Genomic DNA, 16,427 nt, shown 5'->3' with positions numbered 1-16,427 from the left:
GCCGGGCCCGGCCGTCGGCGGGCGCCGGATCGCCGCGCTCACCCTGGAACCGCTCCGCCGGCCGGTGACCGGCATGTGATCTTCGACCCGCCACCGGATCTGTCCCGACCTGCGCCAACTACGCTCGAGACGCCGTCCGAACGGGGAGAATCGTTGCGCAATCACCCGGCCGTCGTGCTGGCGGCTGTCCTGCTGTCCACCATCGCGTTACCGGTCTCGCTGACCGGCGCGTCCGTCGCGCTGCCGGACATCGGCCGGGATCTGCACGCCGACCTGGCCGGCGTGCAGTGGGTGGTGAACGCCTACAACGCCACTTTCGCCAGCTTCATGCTCGCCACCGGCGCCCTCGCTGACCTGCTCGGCAGGCGTCGGGTGTACGCCGTCGGCGTCGCCGTCTTCGCCGCGGGTGGCCTGCTCGCCGCGGTCGCCGGGGACGTGCTGCTGCTCGACCTGGCCCGGGCGCTCGCCGGGATCGGTGCGGCGGCCGCGGCGACCAGCGCCTCTGCCCTGCTCGCCGGGGCCTTCCAGGGCCGCGCCCGGGCCCGCGCCTTCAGTCTCTTCGGTACGGCGATCGGCGTCGGGCTGGCCTTCGGCCCGTCGATCGCGGGGCTGCTCATCGAGGGCTTCGGCTGGCGGGCGGTCTTCGCCGCCCCGGCGCTGGCCACCTGTGCGGTGCTCGCTCTCGTCCCGCTGCTGCCGGAGTCCCGCCAGCCGCATCCCGGGCGCGTCGACTGGCCCGGCACCCTCTCCTTCACCGCCGCGCTGCTGCTGCTCATCTTCGGTTTCGTGCAGGGCCCCGCGTACGGGTGGAGCGCCCCGGTCATCCTCGCCGCGTTCGTCGTCGCCGCCGCGCTGCTGGCCACGTTCGTCCGGGTGGAGCGTCGCCGCGCCGACCCGATGTTCGACCTGGCGCTGTTGGCGAGCCCCCGGTTCCTCGGCATCTGCCTGGCGGCGGCCACCATCGTCGCGGTGCTCGTGCCGCTGCTTGTCTACCTGCCGTCGTACCTGACCACGGTGGTCGGGCTCAGCCCCGGCGCGGCCGGTGCCACGCTGATCCTGCTCACCGCCCCGACCCTGGTGCTGCCCCTGCTCAGCGGCGCGCTGACCCGGCTGGTCCCGGCCACCGCGGTCACCGTCGTCTCGGTGCTGCTGGTCGCGGCCGGCGCGGCCTGGGCGACCGTCCTCGGGCCGCAGGTGAACACCGCCACCCTGGCCGGTCCGCTGCTCACCATCGGGTGCGGGGTGGGACTGTCCATCGGGCTGCTGGACGCGATCGCGATCGGCAGCGTCGCGCCGGCCCGCGCGGCCACCGGCGCCGGCATGATCAACACGGCGCGGTTGACTAGCGAGACGGTCGCCATCGCGGTGGTCGGCGCGGTGCTGGCCAGCACCACCGCCGGCCGGCTCGCCGATCCCGGGTTCACCGGCGGCCTGCGTACGGTGCTGTGGTCGATGGCCGGGCTCGCGCTGGTAGCCGCGGTGGCCGTCGCCGTGCTGGTCCGTCGTGCCGCGGTCCGCACCAAACCCGAATCGGTTGCCGTCGGCTGACCGCCGATACGGGCTTGATCGGCGGGCACCGCCTATCCTGGCGGATCATGACGGACACCGCGCAGCGCCTGGCCGAGATCCGGGGTGGCGTGCCGCCCCGCCGGCACAACGCCCGGACCATCGCCGCGTTGACCGGCAACCCGGGCTGCACCCGCCGGGCGGTGCTGGACAGCGCCGGGGTGGACAAGCCGAAGCTGGCCGAGCGGATCGGCTTCCCGGCCCGGTTCGGCCAGTCCCGCTTCGCCATCACCCGGGGCAACGCGTTCGAGGCGCAGGTCAAGGCCGACGGCGGGGTGGAGTTGCTGCGGCTGGTCGCGGAGCGGCTGGGCGTACCGGTGCCGGCTGAGGCGAGCTGGACGGACCTGGGTGGCGACGAGGACCGGCCGGAGCGGTCCCGGGCGGCGCTCACCGCGCCCGGGGACGGGGCGGCGCTGTTCGACCATCCGCTGCTCGGGCTGGACGTGGCGGGCCGGCGGGTGCACCTGGAACCTGACCTGGTGGCCGCCCGGCTCGGCGGCCGGTTCCACGTTGTGGAGATCAAGTCCTTCCCGGTGATCGACGGGCAGGCCGACCCGGCGAAGGTCTCCGCCGCCGCGATCCAGTCCGCCGTCTACGTCCTGGCCCTGCGGGAGCTGCTGGCCGCCACCGGGGGTGACCCGGAGCTGGTCTCGCACGAGGTGGTGCTGGTCTGCCCGCGCGACTTCACCAACCAGCCGGTGGCCAGCCTGCTCGACGTGCGCCGGCAGTTGCTGGTGCTGCGCCGCCAGCTGGACCGGATGGATCGCATCGACGACCTGCTGGCCGCCGTGCCGGGCGGCTTCATCGCCGATCCGGCCGCCGACCCGACAGCGCTGCGCGCCGCGCTGTCCACGGTGCCGGCCCGCTACGCGCCGGACTGCCTGGCCGCCTGCGAGCTGGCGTACTTCTGCCGGCACGAGGCCCGGGGCCACACCACCGCGCTGGGCCGGCCGGTGCGGGAGGCGCTCGGCGGCATCGACGGCATCGACGAGGTGCTCGCCCTCGCCGCGGGGGAGCGCGCCCCGGACCCGGAGCAGGCGGAGGCCGCGGCGCTGCTGCGCGCCGCCGCCCGCCTGCGCGCCGACGCCCTCGCCGGAGACCCGTCGTGAGTACGCTGCGCGCCCTGGCCAAGGCGCAGGCGGTCGCCGCCGGGGTGGCCCAGCCGGTGGCCACCGTCCGGCACCTGCACATGTCCGACCGGCCGCTGGTGCTGGTGCCGCTGGCCATGGCCGGTGAGGCGAACGCCCCCCTCGCGGCCCTGGTCGGGGCGGCGCCCGACGAGGCGCGGCTGCTGGTCGTGCCGCAGCCGCGCAACCGGGAGCAGCGGCTCGGGTTCGCCGCCGAGCTGGCCGAGGTGGTGCTGCCCCACCTGGAGTCGTTCCGGGGGGTGAGCGAGGCGGTGCCGGTCGACCGGGGTAAGGACGTGCGCTACCGGTACGTGGACGCGCCGCAGCTGATCGTGCCCAACCCGGCCGGGATCACCTTCTTGCGGCTGCTCGGCCGATCCACCCGGTTCCGCCGGCCCGACGGCGAGTATCCGGTGCACCCGTCGGTGCCGCTGCTCGGCCGCTGGCTGACCTTCTTCGCCGAGCGCGCCGAGCACCCCGGCTCGGCGGCCCTGGTGGCGCTGGCCGAGGCGCTGACGCTGCACTGGGCGACCGGGCAGAGCGCGGTGGAGGACCTGCACCTGCCGGCCCTGCTCGGCTGGCTGGACCCGCCGCCCGGGATGACCGGCGCGGCGGCGGCCGCCCGCGCCGAGGACCCGCAGACCTGCCCGCCCGCCGGCCCGGCCACCGACCCGGACTTCGACAACCACCGCCTCGCCCCCGCGATGGCCGCGTACGCCGACGCCGAGGACGACCCGGTGGCCCGCGCCGAGGCGTACGCGGAGCTGGAGCGCCTGCTGCGCGGCCAGATGGAGCCCACCTGGGAGCTGATGTGGCGCGGCCTGGGGTTGCTGCGCGCGCTGCCGCCCGGGGCGCGGGTGGCCGGTCGCTGGGCCGGCGACCGGGACGCCTTCACCGGGTACGCCGAGCACGTGGACGCCGGTGGCGGGCCGCAGCCGCGCCGGGACGGGGCGGTGGCCGCGGCTGTGCGCCTGCACCGGCTGGAACGGGCCCTCGCCTCGTACGCGGTGCAGCGCGCCTACGACGACCCGCTCGTCATGGCCGAGCACCGGCTGACCGGGGAAGCGTTCGTCGGGGACGTGACCCTGGCCGATCCGAAGCGGGTGGATGACAGCGGCAAGCGGCCGGTGCTGCGGCCGCGCATCCAGGTGGTGACCACCGAGCCGGTGCTGGTGCCGGTCGGGGCCACGCTTTATTCGCCCGCCCGGCCGGCGCAGAAGGCGAAGGTGGTCTTCGTGACCCCGGCGGCGGACGGCAAGACCGAGGTGGTGCTGGAGCTCTCCGGCGGGATGGGCCGCGGGCTGGCCGCGGCGCCGGGCAGTGTGCCGGAGGTGGGGGAGCGGCTCTGCCTGACCACCCTGTCGGACGCGTACCTGCCGGCCGGGAACTTCCCCGCGCCGGAGGAGACCCCGTGGACGCACGGCGGCCCGCCGGCGGAGCCGGTGGTGGAGGAGGCCGGGGATAAACGGGCGTGAGCGGACGCGCCGCAGCTACGACACGGTGGCGCGGGAGTACCGGGGCCGGCTCTGCGACGAGCTGACCGGCAAGCCGCTGGACCGGGCGTTGCTGGCCGCGCTGGTCGAGCAGGCGGTGCCGGGGGCGCCGGTGGCCGACCTGGGCTGCGGCCCGGGGCACGTGGCCGCCTGGCTGGCCGGGCGCGGGGTGTCCGCGGTGGGAATCGATCTGTCGCCGGGGATGGTGGCGGTGGCCCGGGAGGCGTACCCGCAGGTGGAGTTCCGCGAGGGTGACCTGGTGCGGCTGCCGGCCGCGGACGGCGAGTTCGGGGCGGCGGTGGCGCTCTACTCGCTGATCCACCTCGCGCCGCAGGAGCTGAGTCCGGCCCTGGTCGAGGCGCGGCGGGTGCTGCGGCCCGGCGCGCCGCTGCTGCTCGCGGTCCACCTCGGCGACGAGGTGCGGCACCTGGCCGAGTGGTGGGGGCACGCGGTGGACGTGGACTTCCGGTTCGTCGAGGCCGACGTGCTGCTGGCGGCGGTGACCGCGGCGGGGCTGGTGGTGCAGGCACGGCTGGAGCGGACCAGTTATCCGCACGAGGTGGAGACCCGCCGGCTGTACGTGCTGGCCCGTAACCCCGGCTAATCGCAGCAATGTATTCACATACTTGAAACTTAACCGGTTCAGTAGTTCAGTGGGGACAGTGAACCGCGGCTCCCGGGAAGCCGTACCCCCGATCCCCGACCCGAAAGAGTGACCATGCGAAGCAGCAGACTCCGCCTGGCACTGACCGCAGCCGCCACCACCCTGGCCGCGGCCTCCGTGCTGACCGCCATCGGCCCCGCCGACGCGCACACCGTCCCCACCGCCAACCCGAACGCCTCCGCGTCCACCAGGAGCGTGCTCAACTGGCTGGCGCACCTGCCCAACCGCAGCAGCAACCGGAACGCCTCCGGCTTCTTCGGCGGCTACAGCAACAGTGGCTTCTCGCTCAGCCAGACCGAGGAGCTCAAGTCCGCCACCGGCCAGTACCCGGCGATCCTCAGCTGCGACTACGGCTCCGGCTGGGCGACCAACAGCGACATCACCGCGCTGGTCGACTACTCCTGCAACTCGACGCTGAAGTCCTGGTGGAGCAGCGGTGGCCTGGTCACCGTGAGCGTCCACTCGCCCAGCCCGGCCAACGTCAACGGCGGCGGCCTGAACACCGCCATGACCAACTTCGCCGACCTGCTCAACCCGTCCACCGCCGCCGGGGCCCGCTGGCGGCAGCTCGAGGACAAGATGGCCGCCGGCCTGCAGGACCTCGAGAACGGCGGGGTGCCGGTGCTGTTCCGGCCCTTCCACGAGATGAACGGCGACTGGTTCTGGTGGGGCAACCGCGACCAGAACACCTTCAAGCAGGTCTGGCAGCAGATGTACAGCTACCTCACCAGCACCAAGGGCCTGGACAACCTGATCTGGGTCTACTCCGCGGACTTCAGCCGGGGCAACCGCACCGCCTACTACCCGGGCGGATCCTACGTGGACATCGTTGGGATGGACGCCTACGACGACAACCCGCAGGTCTCCGGCATCCAGTCCGCGTACGGCGAACTGGTCGGGCTGGGCAAGCCGTTCGCCTTCGCCGAGATCGGCCCGGACACCACCGGATCGTTCGACTACGGGAAATGGGTCACCGCCTTCCAGCAGAGCTACCCGCAGACCACCTACTTCCTCGCGTGGAACGACAGCTGGAGCCCGGCGCGCAACCAGGGCGCCGGCACGCTGTTCAACAACTCCTGGATCGCCAACCGGGGCGAGGTCGACCTGGGCAACGTCACCGAGCCCGGTGGCGGCACCACCACCCCGCCGTCCGGCGGCACCCTGCTCAACGGGTTCGAGTCGGGCACCGAGGGCTGGACCGGCGCCAACGTCACCGGCGGGCCGTGGCAGGTCAACGAGTGGGCGGCGCAGGGCACCTACTCCCTGAAGTCCGACGTCAACCTCGGTGCCGGCGCGGCGTACCTGAAGAAGACTGCGACCACCAGCCTGAGCGGGCGGAGCACCCTGCGGGCCACCGCGCGGGTCGCCCCGTGGGGCAGCTTCGGCACCGGCAGCCAGGTCAAGCTCTACGTCAAGACCGGCTCGGCCTGGCAGTGGTACGACGGCGGCACCATCGCGGTCACCTCCGCCGGGGTGAACCTCTCGCTCAACCTGAACGGGGTGGCCAACCTCGGGGACGTGCGGGAGATCGGGGTGCAGTTCGTCCCCGGCAGCGGCGCGAGCGGCACCTCCGCCGTCTACGTCGACAACGTGACCATCCAGGCGCGCCGGCGACCCCGTCCCGGTACGGATCGGCGCGCGCGCCGACCGGCTCGGCCCCGGCGGCCCGCCGGCGCAGCCGTTCGGCGGCGAACAGCAGCAGGCCGTTGAGCATCAGGAACACCGCGGCCGGCGCCGGCCGGCCGAGCACGGTGCGGAAGGTGTGCTCCAGCAGCAGCCCGGCCAGGCCGACCGGGATCGTGGCCAGGATGATCATCCAGGCCAGCCGCTCGTCCGGGCCGGAGACGCGGCGGTGCCGGACCGACGAGATGAAACCGCGGACGACGCGGACCCAGTCGCGCCAGAAGAAGGCCAGCAGCGCCAGGGCGGTGGCCACGTGCAGCCCGACCACGAAGGCCAGGTACGGCGAGTCCGGCGCGGAGACGTCCAGGTCGCGGGCCCAGCGGCCGCCGATCAGCGCTGGCAGGATCACGCTGTGCCCGAGGCTGGACACCGGGAACAGTTCGGTCACCCCCTGCAGGGCGCCGATGACCAGCGCCTCCGGGTAGGTCAGGCCGTGGCTCATCTGCTCCCCTTCGACAGTTGCGGGGTGGTGGCGACCGGCCGGTGGGCGTGGTCGAGGACGTCGTCGGTCCGCTGTTCGGCCAGTCCGGCGGCCGCCGCGCCGGTCAGCAGCAGCGCGGTGAGGACGAGCGCGGGCAGCAGGCGCCGCCGGGGCGCCGCGCCCAGCAGCGCGGCCACCCGCTTCGGTACGCCCCGGTTCGCCCCGGCGAGGGTGGCGGCGGGGGTCGCCGCCGTGGCGGTGAGCAGGGCGGTACGGGCCAGGGTGCGGGCGACCAGCCGGCGGTCGGCGACCACTGTGGCGGCGTCCTCGTCGGCCCACCGCTCCACCGTGTGCCGCACGGATCGGGCGATCGGGCGCAGCAGTGGATTCGCGGCGGCGGCGAGGTCGGCGGTGAACACGTACCAGGCGTGGCCGTGTCGCAGGTGGGACCCCTCGTGCGCGAGGACGACGCCCAGTTCGGCCGGGGCGAGCCGGTCCACGAGCCCGCTGCTGAGGATGATCCGCCCCGCTGGCGGCGGGGTGCTGAACGCCTCCGGCCGGTCGGAATCCAGCACGCTGAGCCGGTCGGCGTGGGGCAGGTCGGCGCAGGCGCGGCGTACCGCGATCATGGCCAGGGTCCGGCGGACGGCGCGGGTGGTGGCGTGCGCGGCGGCGGCGAGGGCGGCGACGGCCAGGGTGACCGCCACCGGGCCGGGCGCCGGCAGTGCGGCGCGCAGGGCGCTGCCGGACCAGGGGCCGAGGGTGACCAGCGCCGGGAGTTGGGCGAACCAGGGGAGGGCGACCAGCATGGCGAGGGCGGTGCCGCCCCCGGCCACGGCGGTGGCGGTGGCGGTGAGCAGGCGGGTCGCGGTGGCCGGCGGCAGCCGGCGGGCCAGGGCGGGCGCGCAGCCGGCGCTGAGCACCCAGGCGACGGCGGCGACCAGGACGGCGCGGATCATCTCGCTGGGCCGTCCTCGGTGTCGGCGGCGGTCAGCAGGGCGACGAGCAGTTGCTCGTCGTCGGGGGAGAGGGTGTCGACGAACCGGGTCAGCACGGCGGTGCGGTCGCCGCCGGCGTCCAGCAGCCGGCGCATCCGCCGGGCGGTGAGTTCGGCCTCGTCGCCGACCAGCCGGTACGCGTAGGCGCGGCCGGCGCGGATCCGGGTGAGTACGCCCTTGGCGGTGAGCCGGGCCAGTACGGTCATCACGGTGGTGTAGGCCAGGTCGCCGTCGAGGCGGTCGCGCACCTCGGCGGGGGTCAGCGGGCCGGGCGCCGCGGCGAGGGTGGCCAGCACCTGCTGTTCCAGGCCGCCGCGTGGCCGCCGTGCGTCGTCCATCCGTCTCCCCTCGCCGTTGCCGCCAGGCTACTACGAAACTTGTAGTAGCCCGGTCGAGGGGGCGAGGCGGCCACCTGCCCCGGGATGCTCAGCCGGGCCGGCCGGGCCGCGAGTTCGGCGAAGGGGCCAGCCGGTGGCCGGTCAGCCGGAATCCGACGCCGCGTACCGCGACGATGGTCACCCCGGCGTCGAGCTGGTCGAGCTTGCGCCGTAGCCGTTTCACCAGGGACTGCACACCGGACTTCGGCTGGGACCCGTCGTCGTGCCAGACGGACCGCTGCAGTTCGGCGTAGCTCCAGGCGCGTACCGGCTCGGCGGTCAGGCAGGTCAGCAGGTCGCGTTCGAGTCGGGTGAGGTCCACCTCGCGGTCCCCGTACCGTGCTGCGGACCGGGCCGCGTCGATCAGCAGGGTGTGGTCGGGCGTACCGGCTGCCCGCGTCGGCGGGTCGGGCGGCTGCCGCGGGGATGCGATCAGTCTGCGCAACTCGTCGAGATCGGCGACCAGGAGCAGCGGCGCCACGCCGTCGAGGAGTTCGGCGAGCCGGATTCGGTCGGCGGGTGCCGGCGTCACCCCGATCACCAGTGGAAACGGGGGTTCGTCGAGTTCGGAGCCGTCCGGCGTCCGGCTCGTCTCGTCCTCGGTCACCGCGCCTCACCCCCGCACGGACCGTTGGCGAAAATCGCCCGCATTGAAGATCGCCGTGACAGTAATCGTCAAGCGGGCCGCCCGGTCGCTAACTGTTGGCGACATGTTGCTCACGTAAAGTTCTTGATCGTCCTTTCGTCGCGATCATAGTGTCCCCCCAGGTAGCCGGCGTGACCCGCACGGCCGCCTCGGGGGCTTGGGGGGTTCGTTCATTCCGCTGTGGATCCAACGGGGACGGGTCTCCTGCACCCTTCGCCATGCTCGATCACTCGCGGGTCGTTCTGGAGGAGGCAGCACCGATGCTGAGACGTCCACACCGGAGGCGCCTGGTCGATCGGCTGGTGAGCGCGAGCGCCGCGATGGTCCTCGTCGCGACAGCCCTGGCCGCCACCGGCACAGGAGCGCAGGCCGAAGCGGGAACAGGTACCTCGACCGGCGACAAGATCCGAACCGAACTCACCCGGCAGCTCGACGCCAAGGGCGAGGCCGACTTCTGGATCCACTTCACGGACCGGGCCGACCTGAGCCAGGCCGCCGGGATCAAGGACTGGGCCAAGCGGGGCACCGCGGTCGCCGACGCGTTGCGGAAGACCGCCACCGAGAGCCAGGCCAAGATCCGGGCGGAGCTCGACAGCTCCGGCACGAAGTACCAGACCTTCTGGGCGACCAACGCCATCAAGGTCAGTGGCGGGTCTTCGACCATGGTTCAGAACCTCGCCGCCCACGCCGAGGTCGACGGCCTGTACGCCCCGATGGAGTACAAGGTCCCCGAGGTCACCCAGGGCGACAACGAGAAGACCGTGAACGCCCTGGAGTGGGGCATCGCGAACATCAACGCCGACGACGTGTGGTCCCAGTACGGCGTCAAGGGCGCCGGCATCACGGTGGCCAACATCGACACCGGGGTCCAGTTCGACCACCCGGCGCTCGTCCGCTCCTACCGCGGCAACAACGGCGACGGCACCTTCGACCACAACTACAACTGGTACAACGCCGCCGGGACCTGCGCCGCTGCGCCCTGCGACAACAACGGCCACGGTACGCACACGATGGGCACCATGGCCGGCTCCGACGGCGCGAACCAGATCGGCGTCGCCCCCGACGTCAAATGGATCGCGGCGAACGGCTGCTGCCCCAGCGACGCCGCCCTGATCTCCTCGGGGCAGTGGATGCTGGAGCCCAGGGACCTCAACGGTCAGAACCCGGACGCCAGCAAGCGGCCGAACATCATCAACAACTCGTGGGGAACCACGGCGCCCTCCAACGACCCGTTCATGGAGGACGTGACCAACGCCTGGACCGCCTCGGGCATCTTCGGCTCCTGGTCCAACGGCAACAACGGTCCGGGCTGCCAGACCAGCGGCTCTCCGGGCAGCCGGACCAGCAACTACTCGGTCGGCGCGTACGACGTCAACAACAACATCGCCAGCTTCTCCTCCCGCGGTTCCGGGCAGGACGGGCAGATCAAGCCCAACGTCTCCGCACCCGGCGTGAACGTCCGGTCCAGTGTCCCGGGCAACAGCTACGCCAGCTACAACGGCACCTCCATGGCCTCCCCGCACCTCGCGGGCACGGTCGCGCTGCTCTGGTCGGCCGCGCCGGCGCTGGTCGGTGACGTCGCCGCGACCCGGGCGCTGCTGGACAACACCGCCGTCGACAAGGAGGACCTCCAGTGCGGCGGCACCGCGGACGACAACAACGTCTACGGTGAGGGCCGCCTCGACGCGCTCGCGCTGCTCAACGCCGCCCCGATCGGCGACACCGGAACCCTGACCGGCACGATCACCGACGCCGCCAGCGGCAGCCCGATCGGCGGGGCCACGGTGGCCCTGACCGGCGGGGCCACCCGCCAGCTGACCACCGGCAGCGACGGCAAGTACTCCTCGCTGCTGCCGGCCGGGGACTACCAGGTCGCCGTGTCGGCGTTCGGCTACCAGAGCAGGACGGTGCCGGCGACGATCACCAAGGACACCACCACGACGGCCAACATCGCGCTCACGGCCATGCCGAGCGTCACCGTCAGCGGAACGGTCACCGACGGTTCCGGCCATGGCTGGCCGCTCTACGCGAAGGTGAGCGTCGAGGGTCCCTCGGGCGTGTCCGACTACACCACTCCGACCAATGGCGAGTACAGCTTCAAGCTCCCGGCCGGGGCGACGTACAGCGTGAAGGTGGAGCCGCAGTACCCGGGGTACCGGACGGTGACCAAGGAGGTCGCGGTCGGCTCGAGCAACGTCACCTACGACGTGGCCGTGCCGGTGGCCGACAACGGCTGCACGACCGCGCCCGGATACCGCTACGGCTCCGACGGCGTGTACGAGACCTTCGACGGCACGACCGTGCCGGCCGGCTGGTCGGTGGTGGACGGTCTCGGTAACGGCCAGGTCTGGCAGTTCAACGACCCGGGCAACCGTGGCAACCTGACCGGCGGGACCGGCAGGTTCGCGGTGCTCGACAGCGACAAGTACGGCAGCGGCAACCGGCAGGACAGCTCCCTGGTCAGCCCGGTCGTCGACCTGACCGACGTCGCGGCGCCGGTGATCCGGTTCAACCAGGACTTCCGGCAGCTGAGCTCCAACAAGGCGGATGTCGACCTCAGCCTCGACGGCGGCACCACCTGGACCAACGTGCTCCGGCAGTCGGCCAGCGCCCGGGGACCGCTGGTCACCGAGGTCAAGATCCCGCAGGCGGCCGGCAACGCGCAGACCCGGGTCCGGTTCCGCTACTACGACGCCGCGTGGGCCTGGTGGTGGCAGGTCGACAACGTGCTGATCGGCAGCCAGGTCAGCTGCCAGCCGATCGACGGTGGCCTCGTGCTCGGCCACGTCCGGGACGCCAACGACGACAGCTACGTCAACGGCGCCACCGTCACCAGCGACGACCGCCCGGCGGAGAAGGCCACGACCGCCGCCACACCGGATGACACCACGTTGCCCGACGGCTTCTTCTGGATGTTCTCGTCGCTGACCGGATCGCACCCGTTCACCGCGAAGGCCGGCAGCTACGTCACCCAGAGCAAGGACGTCGACGTCCAGAAGAACAAGGCGACGGCCGCGACCTTCCGACTCGCCGCCGGCCGGCTGTCGATCCAGCCGACCGAGGTGAGCGGCACCGTGCAGATGCCCACCGGCACGGTGAACAAGACGTTCACCGTGACCAACACCGGCGGCGCGCCGGTCGACGTCCAGTTCGGCGAGCGGGACGGCGGCTTCGTGCTCCTCGGGGCCGACGGATCCCGGACGAGCAGGCAGGAGATGCTCGGCTCCACCGGGGCGCCGCGGCAGCGGCTCGACGCGCCGACATCGTTCGCCGCCCAGGCGACCGGCAAGTCGGACACCGTGACCAGCGCGCCCGGCCCGCAGGCCGCGCCGTGGACCGACATCGCGGACTACCCGGCGAACGTCATGGACAACCGGGTGGTGAACCTCGACGGCAAGGTGTACTCCATCGCCGGCGGCAACGGCACGGCGTCCTCGGCGAAGAACTACGTCTACGACCCGATCGCGCAGAACTGGGCGCCGATCGCCGACCTTCCCGGCGCGCGTAACGCCATGACCGTGGGCGTCGCCGACGGAAAGATCATCGCGACCGGCGGCTGGGGCGCCTCCGGTCCGGACGCCACCACCTGGTCGTACGACCCGGCGGCCAACACCTGGACGAAGAAGGCCAACAACCCGGCGCCGCGCGCCGCCGCCGGGCAGGCGGTCGTCGACGGCAAGCTCTACGCCGTCGGCGGTTGCACCACCTCGTCCTGCACGCCGATGTCCAACTCCGTCCTGCGGTACGACCCGGGCAGCGACACCTGGGAGACCCTGCCCAACTACCCGAAGTCGGTGGCCTTCGCCTCCTGCGGCGGCATCGACGGGGTCGTCTACTGCACCGGCGGCAACGACGGCGCCGCCGCGCAGAAGGCCGGCTACGCGTTCGACCCGGCGGCCAACGCGTGGACCGCCATCGCCGACGCCCCGGCCGACAGCTGGGCCAGCTCGTTCGCCGTCGCGAACGGCAAGCTCCTCGTCGTCGGTGGGGTGCAGGGTGGGGCCATCACCAACGCCGGCTTCGCCTACGACCCGGCCACCAACGCCTGGTCCAACCTGCCGAACGCCAACACCCCGCGCTACCGCGGCGGCGCGGCGTGCGGCTTCTACAAGATCGGTGGCTCGTCCGGCAGCTTCACCGCCACGCCGGACAGCGAGGCGCTGCCCGGGCTCGAGGAGTGTGCCGAGGGCCCGGCCGACGTCAGCTGGATGACGATCGACAGGACCGCCGCCACGCTGGCGCCCGGACAGCAGGTCACGGTCACCGTCGGCATGACGGCGAACGTCGACCAGCCGGGCACCTACTCCGGTTCGATAACGATCAAGGAGAACACGCCGTACACCGCGGCGCCGGTGCCGGTGACGATGAACGCGCAGCCGCCGACCACCTGGGGCAAGTTGATGGGCTCGGTCACCGGCAAGAGTTGCGAGGGTGCCAGCTCGCCGCTCCCCGGTGCGATCGTCCAGGTCAACGCGAAGTCGATGTCCTGGACCTTCACCACCGACGCCCAGGGCAGGTACGCCTACTGGCTCGACCGCAAGCACAACCCGTTGAAGTTGATCGTCGCCAAGGACGGCTGGCAGCCCCAGACCCGCCAGACGATGATCAAGACCACTCCGACCGCCGAGAACTTCGAACTCCTGCCGACCCGCTGCTGACCACCGAGCGGTGACGCAGTCCGGCCCGCCTGGTTCCCACCAGGCGGGCCGGACCGTTCACCGGCAACGGCCGCGCACCGCGGGTCAGGGTGATCCGAGACGGAAGCCCACCCCGCGCACCGCGTGGATCGTCAGCGCGGCCCCGACCCGGGTGAGCTTGCGCCGGATCCGCCGCACCACCGAGTGCATGTCCGAGCCGCGGCCCAGATGGTCGTTGCCCCACACCGCACGGTGCAGCCGCGCATAGGTCCAGACCTGGCCGGGGGTGTCGACCAGGCAGCGCAGGAGGTCGTGTTCCAGCGGGGTCAGGCCGACCTCACGGCCCCGCCAGCGCAGGACCCGTCGGTCGGAGTCGACGCTCAACTCGGACGGTGGCGTGCCGGCGTCCGGCACGATGCGACCATCGGGGTCACCGGCGGGCGCCGGGTCGGGCTTCCGCACCAGTTCAAGGAATCTGCGCGCCTGATGGGCGCTCGAGACGAGCAGGAACGTCTCCGTCCCGCCGAGCACCTGCGCGAGCTGTCGACGTTCGGCCGCCGAGGCCGCCACGCCGATGACCAAGGACGGGATGCCAGTCATCCTCCGCCCCTTCCGGTTCTGCAATTGTGTGAGGCATTTCCTTGTCGCCGATCAACCACGCCGGAAACGGCGCGAAAATCGCCGCCGCACGACGGTTGCGGCGGTCAGGATGGGCCACGACGGACACCCGGCGAATCGGCCGGCGCGGACGCCCTGTGCGGTAGCTGCGGCTATGTGAGGCGGTGATCTACTTCTCAGGGATCATATAGCCGATGACCGATGATTGGTATAGCAGTTAACGTCAATGTAACGACCGTTGTCCGAATTACCCGAACAATTTCGGTGAGCGGCCTACGAGCAGAATCACACACCGCTCAGCCGGCCACGTTGGGCCGCCCGAACAAACTGGCGTAGCCGGACGGAAGCTGGGTCAGCACGTCGTTCAGCTCCCCGCCGGAGACCGCGTCCGCGATCGTCGACAGGACCGCACCGGCGTCCCACTCGGCGGTACGTTCCGTCGCGCCCGTCCCGTCACCGACCTTCCGCAGGAACTCCGTGACCCCTTCCCGCAGGCCCCCGCCGACCGCCGACGTCAGGGCCTCGCCCAGCTCCGCCGGCAGCTGCGCGCCGAGCTGCCGCGCCTCGTCCGGCTGCAGCCGCTCCGCCAGACAGGTCACCACCACGCTGATGACCTGCTGCGCCTCGGCGGCGCTGTCGTACTCGCCGCGTTCCCGGACCCGCGCCACGAACTCCTGGTACTTCAAAGCTGCCTCCCGAATCGGTCCATGCCGGATCCTGACACGTCCCCCGCCGGGACGTGCCGGCTTCGGCGGTTCCACCGGCCAGGGGCACCCGACGCCGCCGCGCCGGACGGCTGGGCGAGGTGGGGGCGGATAGGGTCGGACATCGTGCGGAGCAAACAGGAGTTGAGCGACACCATCCGCCGCGACCGGCGGGCCGCGCTGGTCGTCAACGCCCACTCCCGCCGGGGGCGCCGGCTCTACCAGACCGTGCACGACCGGCTGCGCGCCGCCGGGGTCACCCTGCTCGGCGCGTACCCGGTCGAGCGGGCCGGAGACCTCGACCGCGTCCTGGCCGAGGCCGCCGACCTGGGGCCGGACCTGCTGGTCGCGGGCGGAGGCGACGGCACGATCGGTGCCGCCGCCCGGCTGCTCGCCCACCGCGACGTCGCGCTCGGCCTGCTGCCGCTGGGCACCACCAACAACTTCGCCCGTACCGTCGGAGTACCGCTCGACCTCGACGCGGCCGTCGGCGTGCTCACCGCCGGCAAGGTGATCGACGTGGACCTCGGCCTGATCGGCGACACCCGGTTCACCAACCATGTGGGCATCGGGCTCTCCGCCGACATCATGCTCAGCGCGCCGCCTCGGCTGAAGCGGATCGCGGGCCGGCTCGCCTATCCGGTCACCGCCTGGGCCTGCTCGCCCGGCACCGGCCGCTGCGGGTCACCGTCCGCGCCGAGGGGCGGGAGCACGCCTTCCCCACCCACCAGGTGTACGTCGCCAACGGCGGATTCCACGCCGGTCGGCCGATCACCGCCGACGCCAACGCCGACGACCGGCTGCTGGTCGCGTACCCGGTGGGGGCGTCAACTGCTGTTAAGGGGGTGTTCTTTAGGCGGCAGAGACGTGTTCTGGTGCGGTGTTTGGGTGAGGGGCTGCGGGAGTGTCGTACCCATCGCCAACACTGACCCCGAGGGGTGAGTGGGGGTGGGTGTGCGCGGTATGCAGGCGTATCGTTTTGCGCTCGATCTGACGCCGGCTCAGGAGCGGGTGGTGCTGGCGCATGCTGGTGCGGCGAGGGTGGCGTACAACTGGGCGTTGGCTCGGGTGAAGGCCGTCATGGGCCAGCGCGCCGCCGAGCGTTCCTACGGCACGCCTGAGGAGCTGCTGACGCCGGCCCTCGGGTGGAATCTCGCCGCGTTGCGCAAGGCGTGGAATCAGGCGAAGTCGGATGTGGCGCCGTGGTGGCCGGAGTGCTCGAAGGAGGCGTTCAACACCGGCCTGGACAACCTGGCGCGCGGGTTGAAGAACTGGTCGGACTCCCGGGCAGGCAAGCGGGCCGGTCGGCGGGTGGGTTTTCCGCGGTTCAAGTCCCGCCGACGTACCACGCCGAGTGTCCGGTTCACCACCGGGGCGATCCGGGTGGAGCCCGACCGTAAGCATGTGGTGCTGCCCCGGCTGGGCCGGCTCAAGCTGCACGAGTCGACCCGTAAGCTCGCCCGCCGCTTGGAGGCGGGCACGGCCCGGATCCT

General features: G+C 72.4%; 13 protein-coding genes and 1 pseudogene. 8 read left to right on the top strand and 6 right to left on the bottom strand.

Features of this window, described 5'->3' with window-relative positions; translation table 11 throughout:
• Nucleotides 1-153 precede the first annotated feature (153 nt).
• The 5 genes from ACWEVO_RS00920 to ACWEVO_RS00900 all read left to right on the top strand — a co-directional run bounded on the left by ACWEVO_RS00920 (nucleotide 154) and on the right by ACWEVO_RS00900 (nucleotide 6,560).
• Complete coding sequence (locus tag ACWEVO_RS00920) at nucleotides 154-1,548, top strand: MFS transporter (protein ID WP_452305490.1); 1,395 nt, start codon at nucleotides 154-156, stop codon at nucleotides 1,546-1,548.
• Nucleotides 1,549-1,595: 47 nt separating this feature from the next.
• A complete protein-coding gene (locus ACWEVO_RS00915; protein WP_452305489.1) occupies nucleotides 1,596-2,675 on the top strand; it encodes a hypothetical protein in 1,080 nt (359 codons plus the stop codon).
• A complete protein-coding gene (locus tag ACWEVO_RS00910; protein ID WP_452305488.1) occupies nucleotides 2,672-4,168 on the top strand; it encodes a hypothetical protein in 1,497 nt (498 codons plus the stop codon). Before ACWEVO_RS00915 ends, ACWEVO_RS00910 begins: the two co-directional genes overlap by 4 nt.
• 25 nt (nucleotides 4,169-4,193) lie before the next feature.
• A complete protein-coding gene (locus ACWEVO_RS00905; RefSeq protein WP_452305487.1) occupies nucleotides 4,194-4,790 on the top strand; it encodes a class I SAM-dependent methyltransferase in 597 nt (198 codons plus the stop codon).
• 114 nt (nucleotides 4,791-4,904) lie between these two features.
• A complete protein-coding gene (locus ACWEVO_RS00900; protein ID WP_452305486.1) occupies nucleotides 4,905-6,560 on the top strand; it encodes a glycosyl hydrolase in 1,656 nt (551 codons plus the stop codon).
• Nucleotides 6,561-6,576: 16 nt separating this feature from the next.
• Here the strand turns inward: ACWEVO_RS00900 and ACWEVO_RS00895 are convergent.
• From ACWEVO_RS00895 to ACWEVO_RS00880, 4 genes and pseudogenes are all read right to left on the bottom strand, one after another.
• A pseudogene (locus ACWEVO_RS00895) lies at nucleotides 6,577-6,975 on the bottom strand (undecaprenyl-diphosphate phosphatase); the annotation flags it as partial.
• Nucleotides 6,972-7,913: a M56 family metallopeptidase gene (locus ACWEVO_RS00890; protein WP_452305485.1), complete on the bottom strand. Its 942-nt coding sequence runs from the start codon at nucleotides 7,911-7,913 to the stop codon at nucleotides 6,972-6,974. The gene ACWEVO_RS00890 and the pseudogene ACWEVO_RS00895, both read right to left, overlap by 4 nt.
• Nucleotides 7,910-8,290 carry a BlaI/MecI/CopY family transcriptional regulator gene (locus ACWEVO_RS00885; protein WP_452305484.1) on the bottom strand — a complete coding sequence of 127 codons (381 nt, stop codon included), beginning with the start codon at nucleotides 8,288-8,290 and terminating at the stop codon, nucleotides 7,910-7,912. The genes ACWEVO_RS00890 and ACWEVO_RS00885 overlap by 4 nt, the downstream gene beginning before the upstream one ends.
• Before the next feature lie 88 nt (nucleotides 8,291-8,378).
• Nucleotides 8,379-8,936 (bottom strand): winged helix-turn-helix domain-containing protein, encoded by a 558-nt coding sequence (locus ACWEVO_RS00880; RefSeq protein ID WP_452305483.1) that lies wholly within the window; start codon nucleotides 8,934-8,936, stop codon nucleotides 8,379-8,381.
• Nucleotides 8,937-9,277: 341 nt separating this feature from the next.
• On the opposite strand from ACWEVO_RS00880, the gene ACWEVO_RS00875 reads away from it, so the two are divergent.
• The gene (locus tag ACWEVO_RS00875; RefSeq protein WP_452305482.1) at nucleotides 9,278-13,633 is read left to right on the top strand and encodes a S8 family serine peptidase; all 4,356 of its coding nucleotides are present in this window, start codon (nucleotides 9,278-9,280) and stop codon (nucleotides 13,631-13,633) included.
• Nucleotides 13,634-13,717: 84 nt separating this feature from the next.
• Here the strand turns inward: ACWEVO_RS00875 and ACWEVO_RS00870 are convergent, their stop codons facing one another.
• The gene (locus tag ACWEVO_RS00870; RefSeq protein WP_452305481.1) at nucleotides 13,718-14,212 is read right to left on the bottom strand and encodes a winged helix-turn-helix domain-containing protein; all 495 of its coding nucleotides are present in this window, start codon (nucleotides 14,210-14,212) and stop codon (nucleotides 13,718-13,720) included.
• 314 nt (nucleotides 14,213-14,526) lie between these two features.
• Nucleotides 14,527-14,916, bottom strand: a complete 390-nt coding sequence (locus ACWEVO_RS00865; protein WP_452305480.1) for a DUF2267 domain-containing protein — start codon at nucleotides 14,914-14,916, stop codon at nucleotides 14,527-14,529.
• A 144-nt stretch (nucleotides 14,917-15,060) separates the two neighbouring features.
• On the opposite strand from ACWEVO_RS00865, the gene ACWEVO_RS00860 reads away from it, so the two are divergent.
• Entirely contained in the window at nucleotides 15,061-15,876 is an 816-nt protein-coding gene (locus ACWEVO_RS00860) for a diacylglycerol/lipid kinase family protein (RefSeq protein ID WP_452305479.1), read from the top strand.
• Nucleotides 15,877-15,882: 6 nt separating this feature from the next.
• A partial coding sequence (locus tag ACWEVO_RS00855) for a helix-turn-helix domain-containing protein (RefSeq protein ID WP_452305478.1) occupies nucleotides 15,883-16,427 on the top strand: 545 nt, incomplete at its 3' end.

This window comes from Micromonospora sp. NPDC003776 (assembly GCF_053605645.1).
The sequence above is the reverse complement of the archived record's forward strand: the minus strand, read 5'-3'. Positions and strand labels throughout refer to the sequence as shown.

Coding starts and splice junctions, on each gene's coding strand:
- ACWEVO_RS00915 (WP_452305489.1), top strand. CDS start 1,596: ATGACGGACACCGCGCAGCGCCTGGCCGAGATCCGGGGTGGCGTGCCG.
- ACWEVO_RS00900 (WP_452305486.1), top strand. CDS start 4,905: ATGCGAAGCAGCAGACTCCGCCTGGCACTGACCGCAGCCGCCACCACC.
- ACWEVO_RS00890 (WP_452305485.1), bottom strand. CDS start 7,913: ATGATCCGCGCCGTCCTGGTCGCCGCCGTCGCCTGGGTGCTCAGCGCC.
- ACWEVO_RS00885 (WP_452305484.1), bottom strand. CDS start 8,290: ATGGACGACGCACGGCGGCCACGCGGCGGCCTGGAACAGCAGGTGCTG.
- ACWEVO_RS00870 (WP_452305481.1), bottom strand. CDS start 14,212: ATGACTGGCATCCCGTCCTTGGTCATCGGCGTGGCGGCCTCGGCGGCC.